The following is a 25,703-nucleotide window of genomic DNA, read 5'->3' as shown; positions in this document are numbered from 1 at the left end:
GACCATGCTTCTCCTGTAGAAGCATGGTCGTTTTTTTGTATCTTTACATCATTAATTCTCCGTTATCCAACCTATTCACGAGCTTCCTATCTCGGGGAACACAAATAAACAGTCGAAAGTGTATCTCGCCGGCTTATTATATTTGTGTCAATTAATATGTGCATATCCCGGGTGAATGCAATCCTCCAAAAGCATTTACCCTAGCAGATCATAAAAAAAACTAACCGCTCGTTCAGCGATTAGTCTTCTTCGTGCTCGTTATTTATTTAATATTTTATACAGAGCCTGTGTACCACTCTCTTCCTCGCCCATCGCAGCAAGCTGCTCATACAAGGACTTGGCTAACGACAAGCCTGGCAAGTCGAGCTTCATTTCCTCAGCAGCCTGTAATGCGATTCCCATGTCTTTAATAAAATGCTTCACATAGAAGCCGGGAGCATAATTGTCGGCAATGATACGCGGAGCCAAGTTGCTGAGCGACCAGCTGCCTGCTGCACCGGCTGCAATGCTGCTAAGTACGGTAGACGGATCGAGACCAGCTTTTTGAGCATAGACAAGCGCTTCGCATACACCGATCATGTTGCTTGCTATAGCGATCTGATTGCACATCTTCGTATGCTGTCCGCTGCCAGCCACTCCCTGGTACACAATATTGCTGCCAATGAGCTCGAACAGCGGCAGCACCTCATCGAATACAGCCTTATCCCCGCCTACCATAATGGATAATCTCGCTTCCTTAGCTCCGATATCTCCGCCCGAGACCGGCGCATCAAGCGAATTCATCTGATGCTCTCGTGCATCATTATATAGTTTAACGGCAAGTGCAGGGCTCGATGTTGTCATGTCGATCAGATAGCTGCCTGGCTTCGCCTGCCGCATAATGCCCTGCTCCCCATAATACACTTCCTCTACGTCACTCGGATAACCAACCATCGTAATAATGACATTACAATGCTGCGCCAGCTGTCCCGGTGTGTCCTGCCAGTGTGCCCCCTGCTGAAGCAGCTCATCTGCTTTGGCCTTCGTGCGAGTATATACATGGACCTCATAACCAGCTTTGATGTAATGGCCAGCCATGCTTTTCCCCATCACGCCCGTGCCCACTAAACCAATGACCGTCTGTTCTTTGTTAAGTCCCATTCCGTTACCGCCCTCCATCCTGATAAATGGTAATATACCATACTGGATGGGAGCATTAAAAGCACAACGCCGAATGAGCCGCCACTGCCGCGAATGCACAAAAAGCCTTCACTCTGCCCTAATGGCAGAATGAAAGCTCGTTATGTCTATTATTTCCTTACAGCAATTCTCTTGCCAGCAAACGATATACGTTCAGTCGTTTCTCCTGGGAGTGGAGAATACTGCATATCATCGCTTCATCATACCCGTAATATTGCTGCTCATCTTGCAAGCGGGCTGCAATTTCCTTCATATCTCCTACTAAATGCAGCTTGCGATTTTCTTTGATCGTCATGCGTTCGATTTCCGTGAGTGGATAATTTTGTGCTTCTTCAGGAGTTAGCAGATTCCCGAATTTGCCTCTCATCATTAATAAACGCGCGATATCCTGAGGGCCCGCTTCAAACTCTGCTTCTTCCTTCGTATCTGCCACTGTCACCATATAGGTGACGCTAATGTCCGGCTTCTCCATGAAGGCAGACGGAATGAAGTTGTTTTTATACACATTCAGAATTTCTTTGGACATCTGACCGTTGAAGAATTGAGCGAACGAATACCCTACGCCCATACGCCCAGCCTGCATCGCGCTGTTGCCGCTCGATCCGAGCAGCCATGCTTCCGGCAGTACGATATGAGCAGGCGCGGCCACCATTTTTTTGTACAATTCCTCATCCGGTGCTTCATCGTTGATCAGCTGCAATGCTGTATGAAATTTCTCATACATGTTGTTGAACATCGGCTGGCGTCCTTCAGACAAAGCATACATCGATTCTGTATCGCCGCCAGGAGCTCTGCCTACCCCGAAGTCAATCCGCCCAGGTGAAAAAGCGCTAAGCGTCTTGAATACTTCGGCCAGCTTGAGCGGAGAATAATGCATCATCATCACTCCGCCAGTACCAATGCGAAGCTTCTTCGTTCTTGCAGCCAAGTGAGCAGCTGTCACCTCAGGAGCCGAGCTTGAGAATGACAGGCCTCCATGATGCTCAGCCATCCACATTCTCGTATAGCCTAATTCATCCGCGAGTATAGCAAGCTCCTCTGCCTTCAGAAGGGCGCCCGCTGGTGTATTCCCCTTCGTGACGGGGGCTTGATCCAATACGCTAAGTCTCATCTGTTCAACATCCCTTCTCTACTGCTAACGATATTCATCTAAGTCACCATTACGCTGTTGTTAATGTCTTCTCTTCACCTGACGAACCTTCTCAGGTGTTACATCGTTCCCATCGGGATCAACAATCTTAAGGGTGGATACCGTACTCTCGAACTGACCGCGGATTTCGCGCAAATAATCCTCGCGCAGCACTTGCTGCTCCACCCACTCCGCATTCGTCAAGCCTTCTTCACGTTGTTTTTTCGCTAATTCATTAATTCGTTTCAAGCTAACTATCATATGGTTCTCCTCGCTTATCTTTGTTGTATGGTTTAGATTACCATCTTTTCTTTCAGCCATTCCTGCAGCGCTTCAAGCTCGGTTGTATAACATTCCCTATACAGCTCATTAGATAATGAGGCTACTGTTTCATCTTTTAGCACCGATTTCCAGGCAGACTCTGCCCTCTCCATCAGATCCGATAATGAGCAGCATTTCTCGTCCTTCTCCAAATCAAGGATATCATCGAGTGCACCGCTGGATGAGAATAAGGATTGTTGCCCCTCTATAGCTAGATAAATATCGTATACACGAATGTCTTCCGGTCTCTTTTTTAATTTGAAGCCGCCCTTCATTCCCGGGACAGAGGTAATCAGGTCCGCAGAAACCAGCTTTCTGAGCAGCTTTTGAAAATAAGTGGGCGAGGTTCTGAGCTTCTGACTAATCGCTTCTCCTGGCAACACAGCTTTGTCTGGCAGCATACTCAATAGAGATATCGCATATATCGACTGCTCAACGCCCGTTTTCATTTGCATGAGAATCACCTATTTATCCTTATATTTCTTAACTGAGAGCATCAACTCATAATAAAGCGGATAATCATTGTCCGGTTTATTATGATTGTATCGTAAAATGCTCTAAAAGACAAATTAGACTTGTCATGGCAAGGTCAATCCATCCGCTGGCAAATCATCAGCATTCGGTATATTGTTGATGCAAATAGGACATCATTTCACAACCTTTTTCCATCTAAGCTCTGAAATATAGTAAAATAGAAGGTAATGTAATTAGAAACTGTGGGGGACAGACAACTATGAAAGCAGGACTTTCTATTTTTCAAAGACTCATGATGGGCCTGGTGCTTATGTGCATTCTCATCGTCATTATCTTCCTTATTATTTACCGGCTTAATGTCTCTGACATTCAAGCAGAATTGAAAAAGAATAAGATTGGCGAGGTCAAGTTCATGACTTCACAGCTGTCCACACAATTCGAGCAGGTACTTATGAATACGATTACAATGTCGGAGGATCAGACCGTCCGAGGGTATCCATACGTCCTTCAATTCGGTGATCATTATTCCAAATACGAGACGAAGCTGACGATCATTGACAAGCTCGCTCTTAATAGCGCCTCAACTTCTTGGATCAATACGATTACATTATATTATCCGGATTTGAAGGAAACGGTCTCTTCTGATCCTACATTGTCCTTCTCGACATTCAATCTTCCCTCTCAGCCGCTTAATAAGTGGGTTGCTCATATGAATCCAGATGGTACAGGCTATTATTCGAATTTGACCCGCAGCCATATAGGGCCGATTTGGATTGAAACGAGAGTATCGCTCGATAATTTACGTAAAATGATGAAGCAATATACGTCAGGAACCCCTCTGCTCTATGATTCTTATAACCATATTATCATTCAGAATGGGTCCTCTCCTTTGCTGGAAGACACGACAAGCAGGATCATTCCGTTAATTGAAGGCAATAGCGGCTTTCTATCGGTAGATGACAACGGAACAGAATATTTACTGAACTATATGAAGTCCAATCTGCTCGATTTATATTTTATTGATTATCACCCGATGCGCCAGTTCATTGAGCCTATCTCTCGCAACAATACGCTGTTTGTTATTGCCATAGTCGTATTATTGCTAATCTCTCTCATATACAGCCTTGTGCTGCGCAGGCAAGTTCAATCACCCGTCGTTGTGCTAAGAAAGGCAATCGACAGATTCGACCGAGGAGACTTCTCCAGCCGGGTAGCTCAGCTTCATGCGACTGAATTCAGAATGCTAGGCAACTCCTTCAATCGCATGGCTGAGAACACCCAGAAGCTCATTGAGCAGGTGCTTGTAGGGGAGCTCGAGGTTAAAGAGGCAAGACTGAGACAGTATCAAGCGCAAATTAATCCACATTTTCTCTATAACTGCTTGAATTATATACAGAGTAAAGCCAGCGTAGAGGATTATGAATCGGTCACTGCCATGACGCTTCATCTTGGTGCCTACAGCCGATATGTACACAAGATCGAACATATCGACTCCACCATTAACGAGGAGCTTGCTTTCGTCGAGCATTACCTGTCTATTCTGCAATTACGCAAGAAGACGATGACCTTCAAGCTTGATGTTCCATCGCATCTCAGGATGTACCGTCTGCCCAGAATGATTCTTCAGCCACTAGTAGAGAATTGCATTCAGCATGGCATAGAGCCATCGCTTCATCCTGGCCATATTACACTTACCGTAGAAGAAGATGAACAGGTCATCCATATACTAATAAAAGACAGCGGAGTCGGCATGTCGGAAGAGAAGCTCGAGTGGGTTAATCAGAATATCGAGCAATTCGTCCTCTCGGAGAATAGAATTGGGACGGGGCTGCGTAATGTCCATCAACGTCTGAAGCTTTATTTTGGCATGCGGTCTGGCCTGACCATTCAATCGCAGTTATCAGAGGGAACCAGTTATATCATTACCATTCAGAAGCAGGAGGACAACCATGCTGCAACTATTGTTAGTTGATGATGAAGCCTATGTCGTTGATGATCTCGAAATCGCCTTTCCCTGGAGCCAATATGGCATTGAGAAGGTGCATAAAGCTTACTCTGGCATGGAAGCTCTTCAAGTCATAGAGAAACAATCTATCGACATTATTATTACAGATATATCTATGCCAGGTATGACTGGACTGGAGCTTATTAAACAGATTAACAACAAATCGATCAAATGTATTCTACTAACGGGCTATGCCGAATTCGAATATGCACAGGAAGCGATTAAGCAGGGGGTCGTAGAATATTTAGTTAAGCCTCTAGATCACAATAAGCTGGCTGAGTGCCTTCAGAAAACGATTCAGATTATGAGGCAGGAGCTGGAACTTACCGCTTCTTATGAGCAGGCCTTCTCTACATTTCGAGAGCATCTACCAGTTATGAAGGACAAGCTTCTGAATGAGCTGCTGCAAGGAAAGATCTATTCCGAAGATGCCATTGCGGCCAAGCTGTCGGGCTATTCTCTCACCTATCATACAGAGGATACTGTGTTCCTTCTCGTCATACGGCTAGAAGAGCATTTCACCCGCTATGGCCTCAGTAGCCTGCTGCTCTTCGAATATGCTGTGACGAATATCGCCTGTGAGCTGCTCGAGGATGATTTTGAGACCTGGCATTGCCGAGATTCCTATGACTATCTTGTATTCATGCTCACTCCGAAACCAACGAGCAAGCCTCAAGATATCAGCAGTCTGAAAAAAGAGCTAACCCACCGCTCCCTTCAGTTGCATCGGAACGTGAATGAATACTTAGGAGGGGGCATATCCGTCATTCTATCCTCTCCAGGCAGCTTCGGCCGTGATATCCGAAATATGTATGGGAATGCAGTAGCCGCTATTAGAAAACAGGTCGGGAATGGGACCGGTTATTTTGTTGCACTAACGGAGCAGCTCGAAACCCCATTGATACGATCGATGGATGTCTTATATGATCCCCCAACCTTTATTCATCTATTGGAGACTGCCCAGTGGAACGGCTTCAAAGAACGATTGCAGCAAATAGAAACTGCCTTCGGAGCGTTAACAGAGCAAACCGAAGAGCATCTCGATGCCACTAGAACGGTACTTATGTCTTCCTTTCATTATATGGCTCACCGCAATAACACTCTCCTGTCCGATGTTATCGGGACGGAGCTCATCTATGAACAGACCTTTCGCTCTCTTTCTCAGCTATTGCAGTGGGCACAAAAGGTTGTCGACGTTCTACAGCATAAGCTAGAGAAGGATGTTTCTAACCAGCAGCAGGCTGTCATCCGTGATATTCAAGTCTTTATTGCAGCCAATCTATCTTCGGTCAGTCTCCAAACGGTAGCGGATCATGTCGGTCTGCATCCTGTGTACGTCTCAAAGCTATTCAAACAGCTATGGAGCACAAGTCTCAGTGAATATATTCTAAGTACCAAAATGGAGCATGCCGTCGCCTGGCTCCGCAATACCTCTGACAAGGTGTATGAAATTTCCGATAAGCTTGGTTACTCCAACTCGCAATATTTCATCAAAGTATTCAAAGAGCATTATGGAATGACTCCACAGGATTACCGGGATAAAGCATAAGAAATGAACTCATAATCGGTGTAATTGAGCAAACTTCAATAGAAATAACAAATAAGGTGGTACAGGAATAGCTCCCTGTACCACCTTATCATTTGTAGATACCTCAATACTTATTTAACAGACTCATACCAGCTATTTACTTCTTCTGTAATTTTCGCACCACCAGAGGAAGTATAACGTTCAACAAATGTGTCAAACTCTTCAATAGGCGCTTTGTTATAAATAATTTTGTTAAGTACTTCTTTCTCTAGCTTGCTCAGCATATCACCTTTGGATAGCTGAGTTTCAGTAGGAGTACCCGTGAACATATTAGGCATAATCGCTTCCTGCTGATCAAGAACGACCTTCGCTGCTTGCATTTGTTCTGGAATAGCAGTTGTCAATGTCTGTTCATAGGGTGTCGATGGCTTTTCGCCATTCGCCAGTTTCACAAGACCATTAATCCGCAGGAACGGAATAATCGCTCCATCGAAGGTTAGCGTGTAACGAATCGGTTCAACCCATCCGCCTTCAATTTTATCACTTTCCTGCTGACTATACAGTTCGCCATTCGGACCTACTGCATAATCATAGCCTTCTGCGAAGCCTTTGGAGAATGGACCTTCTCCGTCTGGGTTAGCCCAGTTATCGAACAAATAGTTCTGATAGACGAAGAATGCATCTTTGTTCTTCATATCTTTATTAATGAGGACCGCACCTGTACTGATTGGCGTTCCATGACGTCCAACCTTGCCATCTGGACCAGCAGGCAGTGGATATGGCTTATACTCAGACGACGGTACATTGTTCTTCAGATCTGGAATTGGCCAGCCTGTCATCCAATAAGGACCAACAATAATACCGGATTTGCCCGCTGTGAAAGCTTCTGTAGCTTTTACTTCATCATACAGACCGGATTCTTGAGAAATGTATCCCTTCTTCATCCAGTCCTGCAGTTTAGCAAGTGCAGGCTTCATCTCCGGTTGGATAGAACCGTATACGAGCTTGCCATCCGCGCCTAAGTTCCATTGGTTAGGCATTGCCCCGAACATTCCGAACACCCAGCCTGTATCGGACATCCACGTGTTTAGATTATTTTTAAAACCAACCGATAGCCCAGTCGTATCCTTCTTGTCATTGCCGTCTGGATCCTGATTCGTGAATGCGTCCATAACCACTTCCAGCTCATCTAGCGTTGTCGGAGCTTTCAAGTTCAGCTTCTTGAGCCAATCTTCACGGATATACATGACGGGATCATTGTTATAGGCATTCTCCAGAATCGGAATACCCATCCGCTTGCCGTCACGAATGTACGGATTCCATACGCTTGGATCCTGCGCCATTGCTTCCTTGTACGTATCCGAAGCGTATTTATCGAATAACTCACCTGCATCGGTGAACTGACCGCTCTCGATCAGATCGCTGATCAGTGCCGGATCACCGCGGAATGCAATAATATCAGGCATTTCCTGACCGGATGTAAGCATCAGACGAAGCTTCGTCTGGTATGCATTGTTCTGATCGCTTACCGTCCATAAGTATTTGATATCAATTCCGAGTGTTTCTTTGGCCCATTTGGTATGAACGTTGTTCTCGATGTTCTCGCCGTTCTTGAATTTAATGTTAGTCGTGATCGGGAAAACCGTTGAGATGGATACCGGCTCGACATATTTACCGTTCTCGAACTTAGCCGAATAGAAAGAGTCGCTGCTTGCATCGTTACCTTTTGAATCCGCATTGTTATTGTCATTGCCGCAGGCAGCCAGCAAGCCAATTAGCATTGCGCCTGACATAACGATGACCAAAGGCTTTTTCAGCATTTTGAAATTAATCATTGGTTATTTCCCCCGTTGAATATATTGGTTTGTGCATCTGTCTGATTCTTATTTACGCTCTCATTATAGAAGCAGTTGCTAAGCGGCACCCCCCTTCCAATATATACTCTTGAGCACATGCTCACTACGAGAGCGGATGTCCCTTTCTTCTTATTCCTTCACAGCTCCAAGCACAATACCTTTAACGAAGAAGCGCTGTAGGAACGGATAGACGAATAGAATTGGAGCCATACCGATAAAGATTTGAGCCGATTTAACTGTTCTTTGTGAGATGTTTTCCAGATCCTCCGGCCGCACGGTTACTTTACTGAAGTCCTGCTGGACGATAATGGTCTGTAGGAATGTAGCAAGCGGGTAGTTCTTATGATCGGTCATAAAGATCAATCCATCAAACCATGAATTCCAATGGCCGACCATCGAGAATAACGACAGTGTAGCAATGGCAGGCATTGATACTGGTAAGTAAACGCTGAACAGTGTCCGCAGGTGGCCAGCTCCATCGATGAAGGCTGCTTCCTCCAAATCCTTCGGTACTCCGCGGAAGAAGTTAAGCAGAAGAATCATGTTCCATACTGACACTGCCCCAGGAATAATAAGCACCCACAGCGTATTCATCATGTTCAGTTCTTGAATGAGAATATAGAGTGGGATTAACCCGCCGCTGAATAACATCGTGAAAACGAAGAACCAGGTATACACGCTTCTGCGCCTAAATTGATGGACTTCCTTGGATAACGGATACGCTGCTAGTATAACCAGTACCATACTGATGATCGTACCGAGCGATGTCCGTTGAACGGCTACCCATAGGGAGCGAATGAAGTTCTCATTAGCCAGCGTCTTAGAATAAGCATCAACCGTGAATTCTATTGGCCATAACCCGACTAGATTAGCGTTCGCTACCGCCTTTCCACTGAAGGAAACGGCTAGAATATGAATGAGTGGAATGATGCAGGCAATCGATAAAAGCGCTAGAAAAGTATAGTTGGCAATAGTGAATAATCGGTAGCTTCTTGTTTTATAGTACATGCTGTTGGTCCATCCCTTCTAGAAAATACGGTAATTGGCTAGTTTGTAAGCCAAGCGGTACGCGGTTACGATAAATACGAAGCCTACGACTGACTTGAACAATCCGACTGCTGTAGAGAATCCGAACTTGCCATCCACGATACCGATACGATAGACAAAAGTGTCAATAATATCCCCTTTATCGAATACGAGTGCATTATACAAGTTGAAGATTTGGTCGAAGCCCGCATTCAGTATATTGCCAAGCGACAAGGTACCGACGACAATCGTAATCGGGATTAGGGCCGGAATCGTAATAAACCAAGTCTGATGCCATCTGTTCGCTCCATCGACTTCAGCCGCTTCATAGAGCGCCGGGTTGATTGCTGCGAGTGACGCCAAGAATACGATCGTTCCAAAGCCGAATTCCTTCCATACATCACTTACGACTACGATAGCTCGGAACCAGTTGCCGTCTCCCAGGAAGAAAATCGGCTGTATGCCGAATACGGCGCCTAAGAACTGATTGACCAGCCCTTCACTAGATAGCATGTCCAGCAATATTCCACCCATAATGACCCAGGATAGAAAATGCGGCAAGTAAACGAGTGTCTGAACCGTTCTTTTGAAGGCAGCCTTCCTCACCTCATTGAGAAGGAGAGCGAAGGTGAAAGGAGCAATCAATCCGGACACCATCTTCATTCCGGCAATAATAACGGTGTTCCAAATGATCTGCACATATTCCGGTGTACTGAATAAATATTGGAAGTGCTCTAGCCCGATCCAGTTCGATTTAGAGAAGCCTAGCCAAGGCTTGAAATCTTGGAAAGCGATTACGAGTCCAGCCATTGGCAAATAAGAAAAGATTAGAGTGAGGATGACCGCAGGCAGCAGCATCGCATCCAGTACGAGTGATCTACGCCACTTGGAGCTGTGCTCCGTGCGTTGTACCGGTTGTAAGCCCGAATCTGCTAGGACATCGGATGGAATAGTTGATTTCTTCATGTGTGCGCTTCCCTTCTATTATAATGACGTGACTTTGATCTGTTCTCTCGTCTGTCCTTATTATAGATGGCCTCAGGAATGGCTAAAATGATAAATTACAAGCATCGATAACAATATGTTAATATCAATGCTATTTGCACATGCAGAAATGGTACCGTCCACTGCAAGAAATAGAACTACTCTATCTTTTAATAGATTTAAAGTATTACCTTGTAAAATAAAACCTCCATTATCGCCTGATTAATTCTCAGGCGACAATGGAGGCTGCTTTACAATAAATGACTACTCATTAGATTACAGGCTGGTCATCCAATTATAAATGACTTGTGCAGACTCCGCACGAGTCGCTTGTGCTCCAGGCACAAACTTCTCCCTGCCATTCCCTTGCATTAGCCCTAGTGCAGAAACAAGCTTCACGCTATCCTGTGCCCATGAGGAGATGCTCTCCTTATCCGCATACTCGACCAATGCACTTGGCACAGTATTATCCGCTAGCTCCAGATAACTATAGGCATTGCCTAGCATAACAGCCATCTCTTCACGAGTAATGTTCTGATCAGGAGCAAATCGGCCTGCCTCTACTCCCTTGACGATTCCAGCATGATAAGCAGCGTTAACTGCCGCAGAGAACCATTTGCCATCGGCAACATCGTTGAATCGAGACACTCCTTGCTCCTTAAGCCCAAGCAGACGTACCAGTAGTGAGGTGAATTCTGCACGTGTTATAGCTTCCTCTGGAGCGAATAGAGCAGTGGTTCTGCCTTGAACAAGCTGCTTGGCTGTTAGAGCCTTCAACTCATCATAGACCCAGTGCTTCTGCGTTACATCATTGAAGCTCTTATCGTACTCCAGCAATGCATATTTACTGAAATGAGCAAGCTCGGCCGACACACTGCTTCCACTCTCATGTACCTTGCCTCCGACATACTCCCATTTGCGAATAAGATCATTCCATGTATAAATGCCCAATAGCTGTTTCTTCACAGCCTTATCTGCTGCATACGAGAAGGATAGCTCAACTGCACCGTTGAATACGCCTGATTCTATCTCTTGTCCGTCCGCTTGAATGATGGACAGCTCGAATGACCAGCTCTCCTCGCCGATGAATTTCGCTGCTGCTCCTTGCTCCCCATTAATCGGCTGCACGCCGGATGCTTCTCTTGCCTGTGCAATACGAACAGACAGCTTTGCTCCAGATTGTTGTGCAGTATTCAGCTGTTCCATGAAGGACTGAAGAACAGAAGAATTAATCGTAAGTGTTGCCGCCCCTTTAGTTAAAACTAGCTTGTTGCCATCTAGGAGCTTGCCTGTATTAAGCGGGAGTAGAATTTGCTGTATGTTCAGCGGAATAGCGATTGTCAGTTGCCCATTAGAACCTTTCTTGAGGCTATCCTCACTAATAGTCAATACTTTTTCATCACCCGCAGCAGTACCCGTATTCCCGCTGCCAGGAGGAATTCCCGTGTTATTAGATGCCTCCACAAAGGTCATAATTCCGAATTGGGACGTGTTGCGCCATGATTCATTCGTTGGATCATTCCATTTGGCATTGCCATGATTCCCATCACCTTGATCATCATTCACTTGGATATCCAGACCGATTGCGCTGCCTGGCTGAAGCTTGACACTAGCCATTGCAATCTTCAGTTCGACACGGTATCCATTCTTTGTCTGAACGACTGCGCTCTCGAGGCGTGAAGGTGAGGCATTGCCTGCAAACGTCGCTTCATTGTTTATATTGATTCGATATTGTGCATCATCAAATTCGTAGAAGGAGGTACGTTGATGATTCTCATCGATAAATACTTCCACCGAGTCCTGCAGCCAAGGCATTGGATCATCCGCTTTCAGCAGGGGATCGGTTACATCAATCAACAGCAGAATACTATCATCCGTCCACAACGATCTTACTTGTGCCGAAGCGATGCCTCCATTAATGGGAGCAACCGTGAACGGCTCCGTGCTCTCCCATACGCTATCTATTAATCCATCAATAGTAGCTAAGCCTTCAATCGATTCCGCTGACCTCGGCATGTCAGCAAGCTGAAGAACACCATATTTGCTAGTATCGCTATCTTGCGATAGTGTGCTGTCATTCCAATAGATGGGTGATAGCTCAGCCTCGTGCGAATCCTCAATACGAACATCGAATCCAATATCTTCTCCAGCAAGCGGTGTTATGTTGGTCCAAGGAATTGCAGCCTCTAGTGTATAGCCATCTGAAGACTCCCTCATTTGATAAGCGATCCCCGATGCACCCGTACTTGTACCTCCCCGATTCAAGCTGAAGTGGCGGTCATCTTGTTCATATTCTGTTGTCTTTCCATTATTCTCATCCAAATACAGCTCTACCCTATCCGCTTCGTCACGGGTAGCATCATTAACCGCGACTTGAACATAGAGATTATTCTCATCCCATAGTGTCCGGAATGAAGCGACCTCTGTTCCGCTTCTCTTAAGCTTCTTTTGCAGTGCCTGATTCCATACAGCTTCAGCCTTAGCTTGATTAGTAATGTCTGGCGATGCCATGAATGATACCATACGGTTCGTCAGCGTTGGCAGCGTTGAGGGATCTACTACCCCCCAGTAAGCTTGCTTAGCCTGAAGCTTGTCATCGAACAGAAACGCCTGATTGTTGTAGGATTTCTCATCCTGAAGACCCCAGAACGTCACCGAGGAGATAACATTCTTATAAGCCTTGTATAAATCAAACAGCTCTTTATAGCGATAGGCTTGCTTAGCCGCAATATCTGCCGGCATCACTGTCCCTAGAGCATAGCCACTATCCACATCCAGCTCAGTAATTTGAATATCCAGATCCAGAGAGGAGAATAGCTTAATCGTCTTCTCAATCTCTTCAATTGGAGGTGTATTCATACCATAATGAGATTGCAGTCCTACTCCATCAATGAGCCCTTTTTCCTTAAGCCGCTTCAGCAACTGGTAAATATGCTCTCTTTTATCCGGAACCTCTGTGTAGTAGTCGTTATAATACAGCTTGGCATCCGGGTCTACAGCGCGAGCGAACTCGAAGGCCTTCTCAATATAGTCAGGCCCAATAATATCATACCACGGTGAAATTCTTACACCGTCCGCATCCCCGCCATTGTCTGCAATAGCTTCATTTACAACATCCCAAGCGTATATTTTACCTTTGTAGCGTGTCATTACTGTCTCGATATAAGACTGAAGACGCTGCAACAGCAGGTCACGGCTGGCAGGCTGGCCATTACTGTCTGTGAACATCCACTCCGCAGCATCGATATGCCATAGCAGCGCGTGTCCACGCAGCCCTATCCCATTGTCCTCAGCGAATTTCACATAGTTATCTGCCACATCGAACATATACTCATTCTCAGCAGGAGCTATAAATTTCGGCTTCATTTCATAGGTGGCGGTTATACTGTTGAAATGCTTTTTGAGAAGCTCGCCATATGTCCCATCCAACTGCCAAGTGTAGACAGCAGCACCAATTGGGAACGCATCTGCAAAATAATCCTTCAATCCCACTATGTCATCCTGAATGGTTAATCCTTCAGTGGAGTCGATCATCACATCATCCACATAGAAAGACAACGTATCAACTGTATCCTCCGTGATGTAAGGCGTTTCGATGAATAGGCTCAGCTCGGACGGAGAATCGCTGTACTGCAGCTGCCCCTTAAGCTCATGCCACTGCTGCCAATCCGCTTTCTTAATGGTCGTGACATCGAGCGGATTCCAGCTCTCCGCACCTGATTTCTTATAAGCCGTCATCTGAAGTTTGACATCAGCAGCTGGCTCTTCCTTCAATCGCACATAGGCCGTAAGCTCATATTGCGTGTTCTTCAATAGCTGCTCCTTAAGTGAAAGCATCGGACCATGGAAGCTGCGGCTGCGGTTCTCAACCAGCATGCTCTTCGTACCGCTATGAGCGATATCATCCGCCACGGTCATTAGTTCATGACCAATCCGCGGCAGCCAATTTTGCAGAGTGCCATCCTCGAAGTCCGTGCTGATACCATCCTCACCTTCTGGACCTGATGGAGCATTCTCAATCGTTATGGAAGCATCATCAAAATAAAACGAGGTGCCCGCTGCCGATTCCGCATACAGCTCATAGAAGCCATTCTTGCTGCCAGTCGTATATGTACCACTAATCAATGTCCATTCGGATGCAGCAGCCTGTCCAGCCGTTCCTATCAGCTCCCAGTTATCCTGCCCATCCACAGTGCTCTTCATGGTCAGCTTAATATCAGCTGGCTGAGTACCTGGGGCAAGCTTGACCCATGCACTAACCGTGTAGGTGCTCTCAACGGCCAGAAGCTCCGACAACACATAGTTCGGTCCCTCCCAATTCTCTGTGCGATCGGTGATAAACAAGCTATGCAAGCCGCTATGGTATACACTGTCAGTAACCGTTATCGACTCACTCCCTTTTGGAGCCCAGCCCTGCAAAGTACCGTCTTCGAAATCAGTTGCTAGGATGGTCGTTAATGAGTCCGCTGCATACACCTGTTGAGTGCGGGGGAGCGGTAGAATAATTGTAGCCAATAGAGCGCAAATGATGAACAATGATATTCGTTTTTGTATTTTCATACTTCATATCCTCCTTTATTGTGATGGGAAAAGTGTGGCATTAGCTCTTCATTCCAAGTAGCTCTCTTGCGGTCATATAGACCAAAGGTTGCTCCAAACTCCCAATAGGCCCAAAACATCCCATGGCGCTCCGCTTCTGAACTCCCAAGCGCGCTTGCTCTCTCATTTACATCTATGGTTGTAGAAGCTTCTATCTGCTCTTCTCCATTTTCCTCGTTGCTTGCTTCTTTTTCCTTGGTACAGCCAAGCACTACACAGCTGAGTGTAACAACCATCAGCAACAATACAAGAAATCTATTCCTCCTTTTCATCCATGCTTTTTCCCTCTAATCATTAATTAATGATTTTTCCAAGCAGTATGCAAAATACAACCGTAGTTGAATTATAACGTCCAGGAAAGCGTTTCCATATAACAAATACATAAAGCAAATAACAATATATTAACTTACACATCAACTGACGGTTAAACTAAGGTCAAAGTACAGAACGATACCCCTTTCTCGTAAGAACAAAAAGAAGCTGCAGGCGATAGAATACCGCCATGCAGCCTCATTCTGAATTGTCCAAATACTCTTCGTTTATTTCCTCTTCATACTGCGAATATAGACTTTGTTCTCCTCGGTCACCTGCCGCGACTCTGTAATTTTCTGCAAAGCTTTATTGTAAGTGAACGTATCCAGCGTATGATGACGACTTAGATAATTCATCGTCGGCTCCGGCTGCTTAATATAACAGATAGATAGCGCCCAAGCAACCGCCATTTTCACGTAGTAGCCCTCATGCTTGGCATGATCCAGCAATTGCAGAACCTCTGCTATATAGTCATCCTCAATATAATAATTGAGCAGCATAACGATACCGAACCTCAGCTCATATTCCTTGTTCGATGACAAGTAGGGCTGCAGCCACTCCCATACCTGCCCCTTGTTTTTCTGCGTGAACTTCAAGCCAACGCAGAAGCTGTCGCATACGGACCAGTTATCGATCTTCGGCACAAACTCAGTAACATAATGCCATATTTCTTCCACATCTGTTGATAGGTACCCGATAACCATTCCCTGCAGCATAACTTCTTCGAAATAGTCATCCTCAGCATGCTTCAGATAGGAGCGCCAGTCTCCTTGCGCGATCCCCTTCGCAAGCTGACGCAGTGCCGGCAGCCGAACACCAAGCACATTATGAATAGTCGGAATGAGTGCTGAACTAAACTTCTGGTACTTCTCCTCCGCCATCCCCAATAACTGTTCTCTTATCCCTTGCTCTACAATCATGGATATAGCTCCTTAGACTCCCAAGATAAAATGCTAGCTCTACTATATCGTACCTACTCTCATAAGTCAGCGCTCCAGCTGCGCTGATCCTATTCTTATGCGGCAACACCAAATAAGCTGCAAGCATCACACGAGTGTCTGATGCTTGCAGCTTATTTGTATGCATGATTGTCTAATCCTCAATTTTCCTTACGTCCACCGTCACGTGAAGCCGCTGTTCACCGCTGCCACGATATACTCCCTTTACAGGAACGATATCCTTATAGTCTCGGCCATGTCCAAGCTTCACATATCGTTCACCTACGGGATCCTTATTCGTCGGGTCGAAGCTGCACCAGCCGAGCGACGGTACATACGCCTCAACCCATGCATGAGAGGCTTGCTCGAAATCAGCTGCTCCTCCTTGCAGATCACCTACGAAGTGATATCCGCTCACATAACGAGCTGGAATATGATGCGCTCTTGAGCAAGCAATCATGAGATGAGCAAAATCCTGACATACCCCTCGCTTGCGCTCGATCATATCGCTCGCTTTGGTCTTAACCGTAGTCGCATCTGGATCATAGATGAACTCTGTCCGAATCTTGCTCGACAATTGCATCAGCCAGCCTAATACGCTAATGTCAGCTGCCTTGGAGTCACTGACACTTCTTGCGTAATCTCCCACGAGCTCCGTGGCTTCTGTATACTCCGTCGATAATAGAAACTCAGCAAAACGATTCAGTGCCTCATCTGACTCCAGCCATAACCAAGCTTCCCTTGCCGGCTTGCCATTCAATAATGCAGCCTGCTCCTCTGGACTCGGTGCGTTTTTGGTAACAACGGTCATCTGCGTACGAATCGTCAGCTTCCGATGAGTTGGATTCACAGAGAAGGAGTGTACTCGATTGCCAAAATAATCCTCATACGTGAACAGAGAAGCGTTAGGCTCAATCCAGATCGCTTGCTGATAGCAGGACTGACGTTCATTCGTGCTAGGGGTAAGCCGGATTTCATTGACACTGTCCGTAACCGGCTCTTCGTAATCGTAATGCGTCACATGCGAGATGTTGAGCTTCATGCGCTTGCCTCCCCCATTCGAAAAAAGGTTTTGGCGAACGATACGCCCAGCGTCTGGCAAGTATCCAGCAGATGCCCGACGATGGAGCCATTGCGGTCAATAATCATATCTTCATGATCTAAGCAAGCAAGATCGGCCTTCACTTTGCCAACCTGCCGGATGACCCGGTCATGAGCCGTGCGCAGCTGCTTATCCTGAAGCTCAATTTGCCGCATATGTTCATCGAGCGTATGCAGGGCAAAGTGTACCGATCTCGGGAAGGCTGAATTGAGAATAAGGAAGTCAACAATGGATTCCACCGATAGACCATCCGCATAATAACGACGGAACGATTGATAGCCGCTCACCGACTTCAATACCGCATGAAGATAAGAGTATGCCCCTACACTATTCCAGCCTTCCCCGCTCGCTGCATTGCCTACAGCCTTAATAATTCGGAGCGTATTCTCCGCCCGCTCCAAGTAACGTCCGCATTCGATGAAATGCCATTCATTCTCCCGCGGCATAACCGATTGTCCGAAGCCCTGGAATAGCGCCGTCCATTCCTTAATCCGTCCGTAGAATAGATGAGGCGATTCGCGCATCAGATCCTCCGGCTGCTTCTCGCGCAGCCATAGATAGAAGGCATTGACCGTATCCCATAGCTCACTCGGTACCTTCTCACGCAGCGTCCGCAGGTTCCCTCTGGCATGGCTGACGCAGGATACCAATGAATTGGCATTATCTCGATCAAGAGTCGTGTAATACAGCACTTCTGGCTCGCTATATTGGCCGTATTGCTGTTCGTAGGAATCTCTGCTGCCCAGAGCATCCACAATCCGCGTCCATTTGCATGGCACTTCCTTCACTTCATCGTCTGGACCGCCAATATCTACGCCTCTTTCATCCTCTGCCTGCAGATGATAGTGGACATCAATTAATCTTGCATGATTCTCTGCCCGTTCCATATAGCGTCCAATCCAAAATAATGCCTCAGCGTTTCGGTTAAGCATAGCGATCCCTCCGTTTCTTGACCCTCAAGAGAGGGCTAACTCATCGGTTAAGCACCCATGTGTCTTTGACTCCACCGCCTTGCGAGGAATTGACGACCAACGAGCCTTCGTTCATTGCGACCCTTGTCAGCCCGCCTGGTATGACATGCGTCTCTTCTCCCATAAGAGCGAATGCCCGCAGATCAATATGGCGAGGAGACATTACACCATCCACCATAACTGGAGCACGTGACAGCTTCATTGTCGTCTGCGCAATATAGCGTTCCGGTTCCTTCTTGATCGCTTCGGCGAATGCGCTAATTTCTTTCGGGGTCGCACTTGGACCAATCAGCATACCATAGCCGCCTGACAGTGATGTTTCCTTCACAACTAGCTGCTCGAGATGATCAAGCACGTAATCCCGCTCCTCCTTACGCGATAAAATGTAAGTTGGTACATTGTGCAGAATCGGCTCTTCTCCAAGATAATAACGAATCATATCCGGCACATAGGCATACACTGCCTTATCGTCCGCTACACCCGTTCCTGGAGCATTCGCGATTGCGACATTGCCCGCGCGATAAGCATTCATGAGCCCTGGAACACCTAACAGAGAGTCCGGCTGGAACGCCAGAGGATCAAGAAAATCATCGTCGATGCGCCGATAGATTACGTCAACCTGACGAAGACCGCGCAAATCACGCAAATAGATTTTATGGTCCTTGTACACAAGGTCCCGGCCTTCAACTAAGTGTATACCCATCTGCTGGGCGAGAAAGGTATGCTCATAATAAGCCGAATTGAAGGAGCCCGGGCTGAGCAATACGATTAGCGGATCGCGTTTGCCATTCGGAGCAAGGAAGCGAAGTGAGCTTAGGAAATAATTCAGACTTCGGTCAATACTTTGAACGGAAGAGGATAAATATAAATCGTGGAATAGCTCGCTCATCAGTGTGCGGCCTTTGAACAAATACGAGAACCCGGAAGGAGAACGGAGATTATCCTCGAGCACATAATAACGGCCTTTCTCGTCTCTAATTAAGTCTATGCCGGAAGCTGTAATATAAACGCCTCCAGGCACATCTAATCCAACCATTTCTGGACGGAAATAAGTATTGGATACAATCATACGTCTTGGTATTACGCCATCAGACACAATGCGCTGCCCGTGATAGATATCATGAGTAAAAGCATTAAGCGCGCGAATGCGCTGACGAACGCCGCGATCGACGGCTTCCCATTCGTGCTTGGGGATGACACGAGGAATATAATCGAATGGAATCGTTCGCTCTAGAGGCTCGCTCTGATTAGCACTATACAGGGTGAACGTAATGCCTTCCTCCAGCATTCTCTGATTCAGGGCGTGTTGTCGCATCGTTAATTCAGATGATTTGATCCGCGCGAATAAGCGATGCACACTATCATAGTGTGGGCGAACAGAAAAGTCCTTCTCGAACATTTCGTCGTAAAATGATTGCGAATCATAAAAATGCGACTGCGACTGTTTGGCCGTCGACATGACAACCGCCTCCTCCATGATGGCACTACATCCTGTTTAGATACCCCCAAACTGACATAAGATATATATGTGTTATATCAACGTCAGTTAACCTTACTTCAATTTAGCGATTAAAGTAAAAATATGTTAGTGCAATCATACTAAATCCAGATTTACGTGTCAACTTATATAGCATAAAAGCAGGGCTTCTGCGCTGGCGAAGAAACCCTGCTTTATATCATATGCCTTTTCTCTTGTTATGTATTCAACTGGCGCAAATCTTTCGCAACATTATCGACCATATGGACGAATACAGCGAGCTCCTGCGAACGGGCAGCCTGATTACGCGCTTCCGATGATGTCTGTTCCGATTCCTTGCGCACCGCTTTTACCTTTTTCTCAATTTCGTCCAGGTTAGCCTGTATCGTTTCTAATGCTCTGCGAGATGAAGCGGCGAGCTTACGCACTTCATTAGCGACGACCTCGAAGCCTCTTCCATGCTCGCCTGCTCTTGCCGCTTCAATAGCTGCATTCAAACCGAGCAAATGCGTTTGATCCGAAATGCCGCGTATTAACGTCCCCATCTCTGTCACGTTGTCCAGGTCCGTCTGAAGCTCCTCCAGCAGTCCATGTGCCTTATCCTGTGATTGAGATGTGGAGATAGCCGTCTGCGCAATTGACTGTGCTCCCTCGTCCAGCTCCACCATTAAGCCCGCAAGCTTCTGTACAGCATCTGTAACCGTAGTTAGCATAGTAGCGCGATCATCAGCCAGCTCTTGAACCCGGGCTTGCTCACGCTGATTGTAGGCTTCCAGCACGAGCTGGGAATCCAGATTAAACATTTTGGAGAGAGAGTGCAGAACGCCTGTCCATTTCTCTGGAATTACCCTCTGCATCACAGACGCCGCTATATCCAAGTAAGTCATATAAGTACCTAGGTACCAATCAGTGGTTAAACCTATACGAGAATGAACATGTCCTATTTTAATCCGATTCTCGATAAAGGACTCGTCGATTACTCCCTCTGCGAGCGACAGCCAATACACTCTTTGTGTCTCCTTCAAGCGATCAATATTGCTGACCCTCTCTATTAGCTCGACAAGCTCTGTGTGCTGGCCAATGCTCTCATAGAACCTATCTACAACCTCTTCGACTACCTTTTCGAAGATTGGTCGGCATTCCGCAAGGCGCTTCAAGTCTATTTCTGTTATTAATGTATAGTCTAATTGAACCTGTCTTTCTGCAGATACATGAATCATGGTATTAATCCCCCTAAGCTGTAGTTACAATATGTATTCTTATTATATCGTCAGTTCACTACAAATTTTAACTATTATTTGGCCTCCGAACCCAAATGACACAAATAATTGTAAAGCTGCTGCTTACATACCCGAATCTTCCTACAATTACTGATGCTCACGCACAAAGAAATGGCAGCGCTGGGGTAGCTCCTAGCACTGCCATTCCTGTTAAATCTGCTTACATCACCTGTTCAATAAGCTTCCCACATAACGCAGCAGCTCGTTGGAGCATACTGGGCAATAGCCATGCTCATCCATCAGCCTCTTCGTTACTTCATTAATACGCTTAAGCTGGCTCTCATCTGGCGTCTTGGTTGAGGTCGTAATCTTCACAATATCCTTAAGATCGGTGAACAGCTTCTTCTCAACCGCCTCCCGCAGCCGTTCATGGCTCGTAAAGTCGAATTTCTTCCCTTTGCGCGAATAGGAGGATATGCGGATCAGTATTTCTTCCCGGAATGCCTTCTTCGCATTTTCCGAGACGCCTATCTGCTCTTCAATCGACCGCATTAGACGCTCATCGGGGTCCATCTCCTCGCCAGTAAGCGGGTCCTTGATTTTGGACCAATTGCAGTAGGATTCGATATTGTCGAGATAATTCTCGAACAGCGTACGCGCAGACTCCTCGAAGGAATAGACGAAGGCCTTCTGAATTTCCTTCTTCGCCAGCCCGTCATACTCTTTGCGAGCGACTGAGATGAAGTTCAAATACCTCTCCCGTTCTTCCTTCGTGATCGATGGATGCTGGTCAAGACCCTCCTTCAATGCCCGCAGTACATCAAGCGCGTTGATACACTGCATATCCTGCTTGATGAGCGCGCTCGATATCCGGTTAATGACATACCTCGGGTCGATCCCAGACATCCCTTCCTCGATGTATTCATTTTGCATTTCCTTGAGGTCAGCTTCCTTGAAGCCCTCAACCTCTTCTCCATCGTACATTCTCATCTTTTTGACCAGATCCATGCCTTGCTTCTTCGTTTCTTTGAGGCGCGTAAGTATGGAGAAGATAGCTGCCGCCCGCAGTGCATGCGGTGCAATGTGAATATGCTTCATGTCGCTCTGTGCAATAAGCTTCGTATAGATTTTCTCTTCCTCAGAAACCTTCAGGTTATAAGGAATCGGCATCACAATCATCCTGGACTGGAGGGCTTCATTCTTCTTGTTGCTTATGAATGATTTGTACTCGGTTTCATTCGTATGGGCAATGATGAGCTCATCCGCTGATATTAACGCGAACCTACCGGCCTTGAAATTCCCCTCTTGCGTCAGCGAGAGCAGATTCCATAGAAACTTCTCATCACATTTCAGCATCTCCTGGAACTCCATCAGCCCTCTGTTCGCCTTGTTCAGCTCACCATCGAATCGATAAGCACGCGGATCGGATTCCGAGCCGTACTCCGTAATGGTAGAGAAATCGATGCTTCCCGTCAGATCAGCAATATCCTGCGACTTTGGATCGGAAGGGCTGAATGTGCCAATCCCGACGCGATTGTCCTCTGAGATGAATACCCGCTCGACGGTAACATTCTCAATGTTGCCGCCGTACTCCGTCTGAAGCCTCATCTGGCAGGATGGGCATAGATTGCCTTCAATCCGCACATCCAGCTCTTTCTCAATCTCAACACGAAGCTCATGAGGGATCAGATGCAGCGGATCTTCATGCATCGGGCAGCCTTTAATCGCATACACAGCGCCTCGAGGCGTTCTAGAGAAGCGCTCCAGACCTTTTTTGATCATGGTTACAATGGTAGATTTACCACCGCTCACAGGACCCATCAGCAGCAATATACGTTTTCTTACATCCAGTCTCCTTGCCGCAGAGTGAAAATATTCTTCAACGAGCTTTTCTACGGCGCGATCAAGCCCGAATATTTCCTGATCGAAAAACTTATACTTCTTATTCCCATTGCTGTCTACTACTCCGAATGACTCAATCATCTCATAGACGCGCGCATGCGCTGTCATTGCCGGCGCCGGGTCTTCCCTCAATTGCTCAACGTATTCCTTGAATGTTCCTGTCCAGGCAAGCTTTTCGCCCTCTGTCTGATACTCCGATATTCGCTTGAAAATGTCCATACCGTGCCTCCTCCCATCGCTTCCGCAATCCGCAATTTTTACTCCGCCCGGGATTTTCTCTAGACAATCTATCGAGTGGGACCAACTTTTTTTGAGGTATTACATTTCTATGCTTAGTCCTTAAGGAAATTGACCACTATTTTAGTCTGCAATCCAGCAAATTGCGACAAGCGTGAACAATCCTTTGCTATAATAGGTAGAAGAAAGCGAGGGAGAGTCGTGGCAATCAACAAGGAAGAGGAGCTGTACGGCCCGATAAAAACGTACTACGAACAGCGTGGCTTCGCGGTTAAAGGCGAAGTGCTTCACTGTGATCTGGTGGCCATCAAGCCGGACGGAAGCGATGCAGTTGTTGTCGAAATGAAAAAAACATTCACCCTCGCCTTACTGCTGCAAGGGATTGAACGTCTTCGAATAAATCATCACGTTGTGCTGGCTGTAGAACGCAACCGCAAGAAGAGCGGCGCACATAATCAGCGCTTCGGAGATATTACGGAGCTATGCCGGATGCTTGGGCTTGGACTCATGACGGTCACCTTCTTCAAGACGAAGGCGCCTATGATTGAGATGCTCTGCGAGCCTGGAGAAGAGCCGCGGCGTGGAACCAAAAAAAAGAAGCAGGCACGCCTGCTTCAGGAATTCCGCGAACGAAGCGGAGATTATAACGTTGGTGGCAGCACGGGCCGCAAGCTTGTTACTGCTTATCGCGAGAAAGCATTGCGCTGCGCCTATGCCATTCATATGTCTGGTCCACTCTCGCCAAGCAAGGTGTCCGCTATTACCGGCTATTCCAAAAGCGGCGATATGCTGCGCAGCAACTATTACGGCTGGTTCGAGCGGGTGAAGCGCGGTAGCTATCAATTACTGCCCGCAGGGGTCGCTGCCCTAACCGAGTATAGGGAAGTCATTGCAGAGTGGACATTAACGGTTCCTTTATTGAATACGGACAACAAGGACTAATTCTAATCTGCCCTCAAGTCTTAGCTGCGAGCGGTAAATTCACGAATGGCCTCCGCCAGTCGCTCCACCCCTTGAATTGTCCTAACGCCTTTATTGTGCGTGAAGTTCAGACGAGCAGTATTCCGCTTCGGATCATAAGCATAGAAAGAGCTGCCTGGCACGAATGCCACACCTTTCGTAACAGCTACCTTGAGCAGCGCTTCTGCATCAAGTCCCTCTGGCAGCTCTGCCCACAGGAACATTCCGCCTTTGGGCTCGATCCAGCTCAAGCCCTCAATAGCTTGCTGCTGAAGCAAGGACTGCATCTCACGCATTCGTGTTCCATAGGAATCTGAGATGACCTTAATATGGTCATCCAGAGGGAAGCTGCCGAGCAGCTGGCTCAGAATTTGCTGGTCGATCGTGCTGGATTGCAGATCTGCCGCTTGCTTCGCCTTCGCCATCATCTGGATAACCAATTCATTCCCGATTGCCCAACCTGATCGAAGAGCTGGCGCTACCGTCTTGGAGAAGGTGCTCGTATAAATAACTGCTCCACTGCCAATCGCACCATCCAGCGCGAAGAGGGTAGGGAAGTTCTCGCTCTGATCAAATTTAATTTCACCGTAAGGATCATCTTCTATAATGGGCATTCCATTAGCTATGCATAGCTCCAGCAGCTGCTGTCTTCTCTCGAGGCTCCACACCTTGCCTGTTGGGTTGCCGAAGGTAGGGACTGCATACATAAGCTTGGGCTTGTGCAGCTTAATAAGACGCTCTGCATCCTCAGGAATGATGCCATGCTCATCACTCTCTGCCGCTATAACATTCAAGCCATGAATTTCAAATACTTGCAAGCAAGCCAAATAGGTAGGCTTCTCTACAAGGATGGTGTCGCCTGGCTCAGTCAATACCTGAACCAGCAGGCTTATGGATTGCTGCGAGCCTGTTGTAAGGATCATTTCCTCTGGCTGAACATTCATCCCTTTTTGCGCCATCCTTACACACAGCTGCTCACGAAGCGGCAAATATCCTTCGGTAAGACCGTATTGCAGCGCGCTTGCACCTGCGGTGAATACGCGGTCAGCTGCTTCACGCACAGCTTGTACAGGGAACAGCTCCTCAGCAGGAAGCCCTCCCGCGAAAGAGATCATATCTTTCCCCTGCGTCAGCTTCAGAATATCCCTTACAGCTGATGTTTTGGTCTGGGCAACTCTTGATGAGAACCGATAATCCATTGCTACTATTCCTCCTAAGCATAAATGGCCTTCATTCAATAAAAACCTTTAATTTAATAATTTTTGCATAGAAAATACCCATTGCGCAAGCGCTTTTATTGTTTCTTTGTAAAGTTAACCGTTCATTCACAACTTTTAAAGTTTTCTTTTTGTCTCACGTTGGGTATAATCATATTAGTGGTTTAATCGGAGGTGTCTTCACAATGTCCATTACGATGATTATTGTACTTTCGGTCTTTGTTTTGTTCCTGACAGCTATGTTCACGGCAGCTTACAACGATGAT

At 46.7% G+C, this 25,703-nt stretch carries 19 protein-coding genes; 3 read left to right on the top strand and 16 right to left on the bottom strand.

Annotated features, from left to right (window positions below; genetic code table 11):
- Positions 1 to 258: 258 nt before the first annotated feature.
- The 4 genes from AC6ESP_RS03905 to AC6ESP_RS03890 all read right to left on the bottom strand — a co-directional run bounded on the left by AC6ESP_RS03905 (position 259) and on the right by AC6ESP_RS03890 (position 3,084).
- A complete protein-coding gene (locus tag AC6ESP_RS03905) occupies positions 259 to 1,140 on the bottom strand; it encodes an NAD(P)-dependent oxidoreductase (RefSeq protein ID WP_497095361.1) in 882 nt (293 codons plus the stop codon).
- Positions 1,141 to 1,297: 157 nt separating this feature from the next.
- Positions 1,298 to 2,290, bottom strand: a complete 993-nt coding sequence (locus tag AC6ESP_RS03900) for an LLM class flavin-dependent oxidoreductase (RefSeq protein ID WP_497095360.1) — start codon at positions 2,288 to 2,290, stop codon at positions 1,298 to 1,300.
- Positions 2,291 to 2,350: 60 nt separating this feature from the next.
- Entirely contained in the window at positions 2,351 to 2,569 is a 219-nt protein-coding gene (locus tag AC6ESP_RS03895; protein WP_497095359.1) for a DUF896 domain-containing protein, read from the bottom strand.
- 32 nt (positions 2,570 to 2,601) lie between these two features.
- Positions 2,602 to 3,084, bottom strand: coding sequence for an RrF2 family transcriptional regulator (locus tag AC6ESP_RS03890; RefSeq protein WP_497095358.1), 483 nt, complete (start codon positions 3,082 to 3,084; stop codon positions 2,602 to 2,604).
- Between the two features lie 278 nt (positions 3,085 to 3,362).
- On the opposite strand from AC6ESP_RS03890, the gene AC6ESP_RS03885 reads away from it, so the two are divergent.
- The gene (locus AC6ESP_RS03885) at positions 3,363 to 5,075 is read left to right on the top strand and encodes a sensor histidine kinase (RefSeq protein WP_497095357.1); all 1,713 of its coding nucleotides are present in this window, start codon (positions 3,363 to 3,365) and stop codon (positions 5,073 to 5,075) included.
- Positions 5,053 to 6,657 carry a response regulator gene (locus tag AC6ESP_RS03880; protein WP_497095356.1) on the top strand — a complete coding sequence of 535 codons (1,605 nt, stop codon included), beginning with the start codon at positions 5,053 to 5,055 and terminating at the stop codon, positions 6,655 to 6,657. The genes AC6ESP_RS03885 and AC6ESP_RS03880 overlap by 23 nt, the downstream gene beginning before the upstream one ends.
- Before the next feature lie 110 nt (positions 6,658 to 6,767).
- Here the strand turns inward: AC6ESP_RS03880 and AC6ESP_RS03875 are convergent, their stop codons facing one another.
- The 11 genes from AC6ESP_RS03875 to AC6ESP_RS03825 form a co-directional block, all read right to left on the bottom strand.
- Complete coding sequence (locus AC6ESP_RS03875) at positions 6,768 to 8,471, bottom strand: extracellular solute-binding protein (protein ID WP_497095355.1); 1,704 nt, start codon at positions 8,469 to 8,471, stop codon at positions 6,768 to 6,770.
- A gap of 150 nt (positions 8,472 to 8,621) precedes the next feature.
- Positions 8,622 to 9,500 (bottom strand): carbohydrate ABC transporter permease, encoded by an 879-nt coding sequence (locus tag AC6ESP_RS03870; protein WP_497095354.1) that lies wholly within the window; start codon positions 9,498 to 9,500, stop codon positions 8,622 to 8,624.
- A gap of 18 nt (positions 9,501 to 9,518) precedes the next feature.
- Entirely contained in the window at positions 9,519 to 10,484 is a 966-nt protein-coding gene (locus AC6ESP_RS03865; RefSeq protein WP_497095353.1) for an ABC transporter permease, read from the bottom strand.
- Positions 10,485 to 10,778: 294 nt separating this feature from the next.
- Complete coding sequence (locus AC6ESP_RS03860) at positions 10,779 to 15,062, bottom strand: endo-1,4-beta-xylanase (RefSeq protein ID WP_497095352.1); 4,284 nt, start codon at positions 15,060 to 15,062, stop codon at positions 10,779 to 10,781.
- Positions 15,059 to 15,346: a hypothetical protein gene (locus AC6ESP_RS03855; RefSeq protein WP_497095351.1), complete on the bottom strand. Its 288-nt coding sequence runs from the start codon at positions 15,344 to 15,346 to the stop codon at positions 15,059 to 15,061. The genes AC6ESP_RS03860 and AC6ESP_RS03855 overlap by 4 nt, the downstream gene beginning before the upstream one ends.
- Before the next feature lie 294 nt (positions 15,347 to 15,640).
- The gene (locus AC6ESP_RS03850) at positions 15,641 to 16,333 is read right to left on the bottom strand and encodes a DNA alkylation repair protein (RefSeq protein WP_497095350.1); all 693 of its coding nucleotides are present in this window, start codon (positions 16,331 to 16,333) and stop codon (positions 15,641 to 15,643) included.
- Positions 16,334 to 16,505: 172 nt separating this feature from the next.
- Positions 16,506 to 17,393, bottom strand: a complete 888-nt coding sequence (locus AC6ESP_RS03845; RefSeq protein ID WP_497095349.1) for a transglutaminase family protein — start codon at positions 17,391 to 17,393, stop codon at positions 16,506 to 16,508.
- The gene (locus AC6ESP_RS03840; protein WP_497095348.1) at positions 17,390 to 18,385 is read right to left on the bottom strand and encodes an alpha-E domain-containing protein; all 996 of its coding nucleotides are present in this window, start codon (positions 18,383 to 18,385) and stop codon (positions 17,390 to 17,392) included. The genes AC6ESP_RS03845 and AC6ESP_RS03840 overlap by 4 nt, the downstream gene beginning before the upstream one ends.
- Positions 18,386 to 18,425: 40 nt before the next feature.
- The gene (locus AC6ESP_RS03835; protein ID WP_497095347.1) at positions 18,426 to 19,883 is read right to left on the bottom strand and encodes a circularly permuted type 2 ATP-grasp protein; all 1,458 of its coding nucleotides are present in this window, start codon (positions 19,881 to 19,883) and stop codon (positions 18,426 to 18,428) included.
- A gap of 236 nt (positions 19,884 to 20,119) precedes the next feature.
- Positions 20,120 to 21,121: a protoglobin domain-containing protein gene (locus AC6ESP_RS03830; RefSeq protein WP_497095346.1), complete on the bottom strand. Its 1,002-nt coding sequence runs from the start codon at positions 21,119 to 21,121 to the stop codon at positions 20,120 to 20,122.
- A gap of 225 nt (positions 21,122 to 21,346) precedes the next feature.
- Positions 21,347 to 23,242: a PrkA family serine protein kinase gene (locus AC6ESP_RS03825; protein WP_497095345.1), complete on the bottom strand. Its 1,896-nt coding sequence runs from the start codon at positions 23,240 to 23,242 to the stop codon at positions 21,347 to 21,349.
- A gap of 219 nt (positions 23,243 to 23,461) precedes the next feature.
- Here AC6ESP_RS03825 and AC6ESP_RS03820 point away from each other — a divergent pair, with 219 nt between their 5' ends.
- Positions 23,462 to 24,202 (top strand): DUF2161 family putative PD-(D/E)XK-type phosphodiesterase, encoded by a 741-nt coding sequence (locus AC6ESP_RS03820; RefSeq protein WP_497095344.1) that lies wholly within the window; start codon positions 23,462 to 23,464, stop codon positions 24,200 to 24,202.
- A 20-nt stretch (positions 24,203 to 24,222) separates the two neighbouring features.
- On the opposite strand, the gene AC6ESP_RS03815 is transcribed toward AC6ESP_RS03820, so the two are convergent.
- The gene (locus tag AC6ESP_RS03815; protein ID WP_497095343.1) at positions 24,223 to 25,419 is read right to left on the bottom strand and encodes an aminotransferase-like domain-containing protein; all 1,197 of its coding nucleotides are present in this window, start codon (positions 25,417 to 25,419) and stop codon (positions 24,223 to 24,225) included.
- Positions 25,420 to 25,703: the final 284 nt, after the last annotated feature.

The organism is Paenibacillus xinjiangensis, from assembly GCF_059686975.1.
This window is presented reverse-complemented; position numbering and strand designations above follow the sequence as displayed.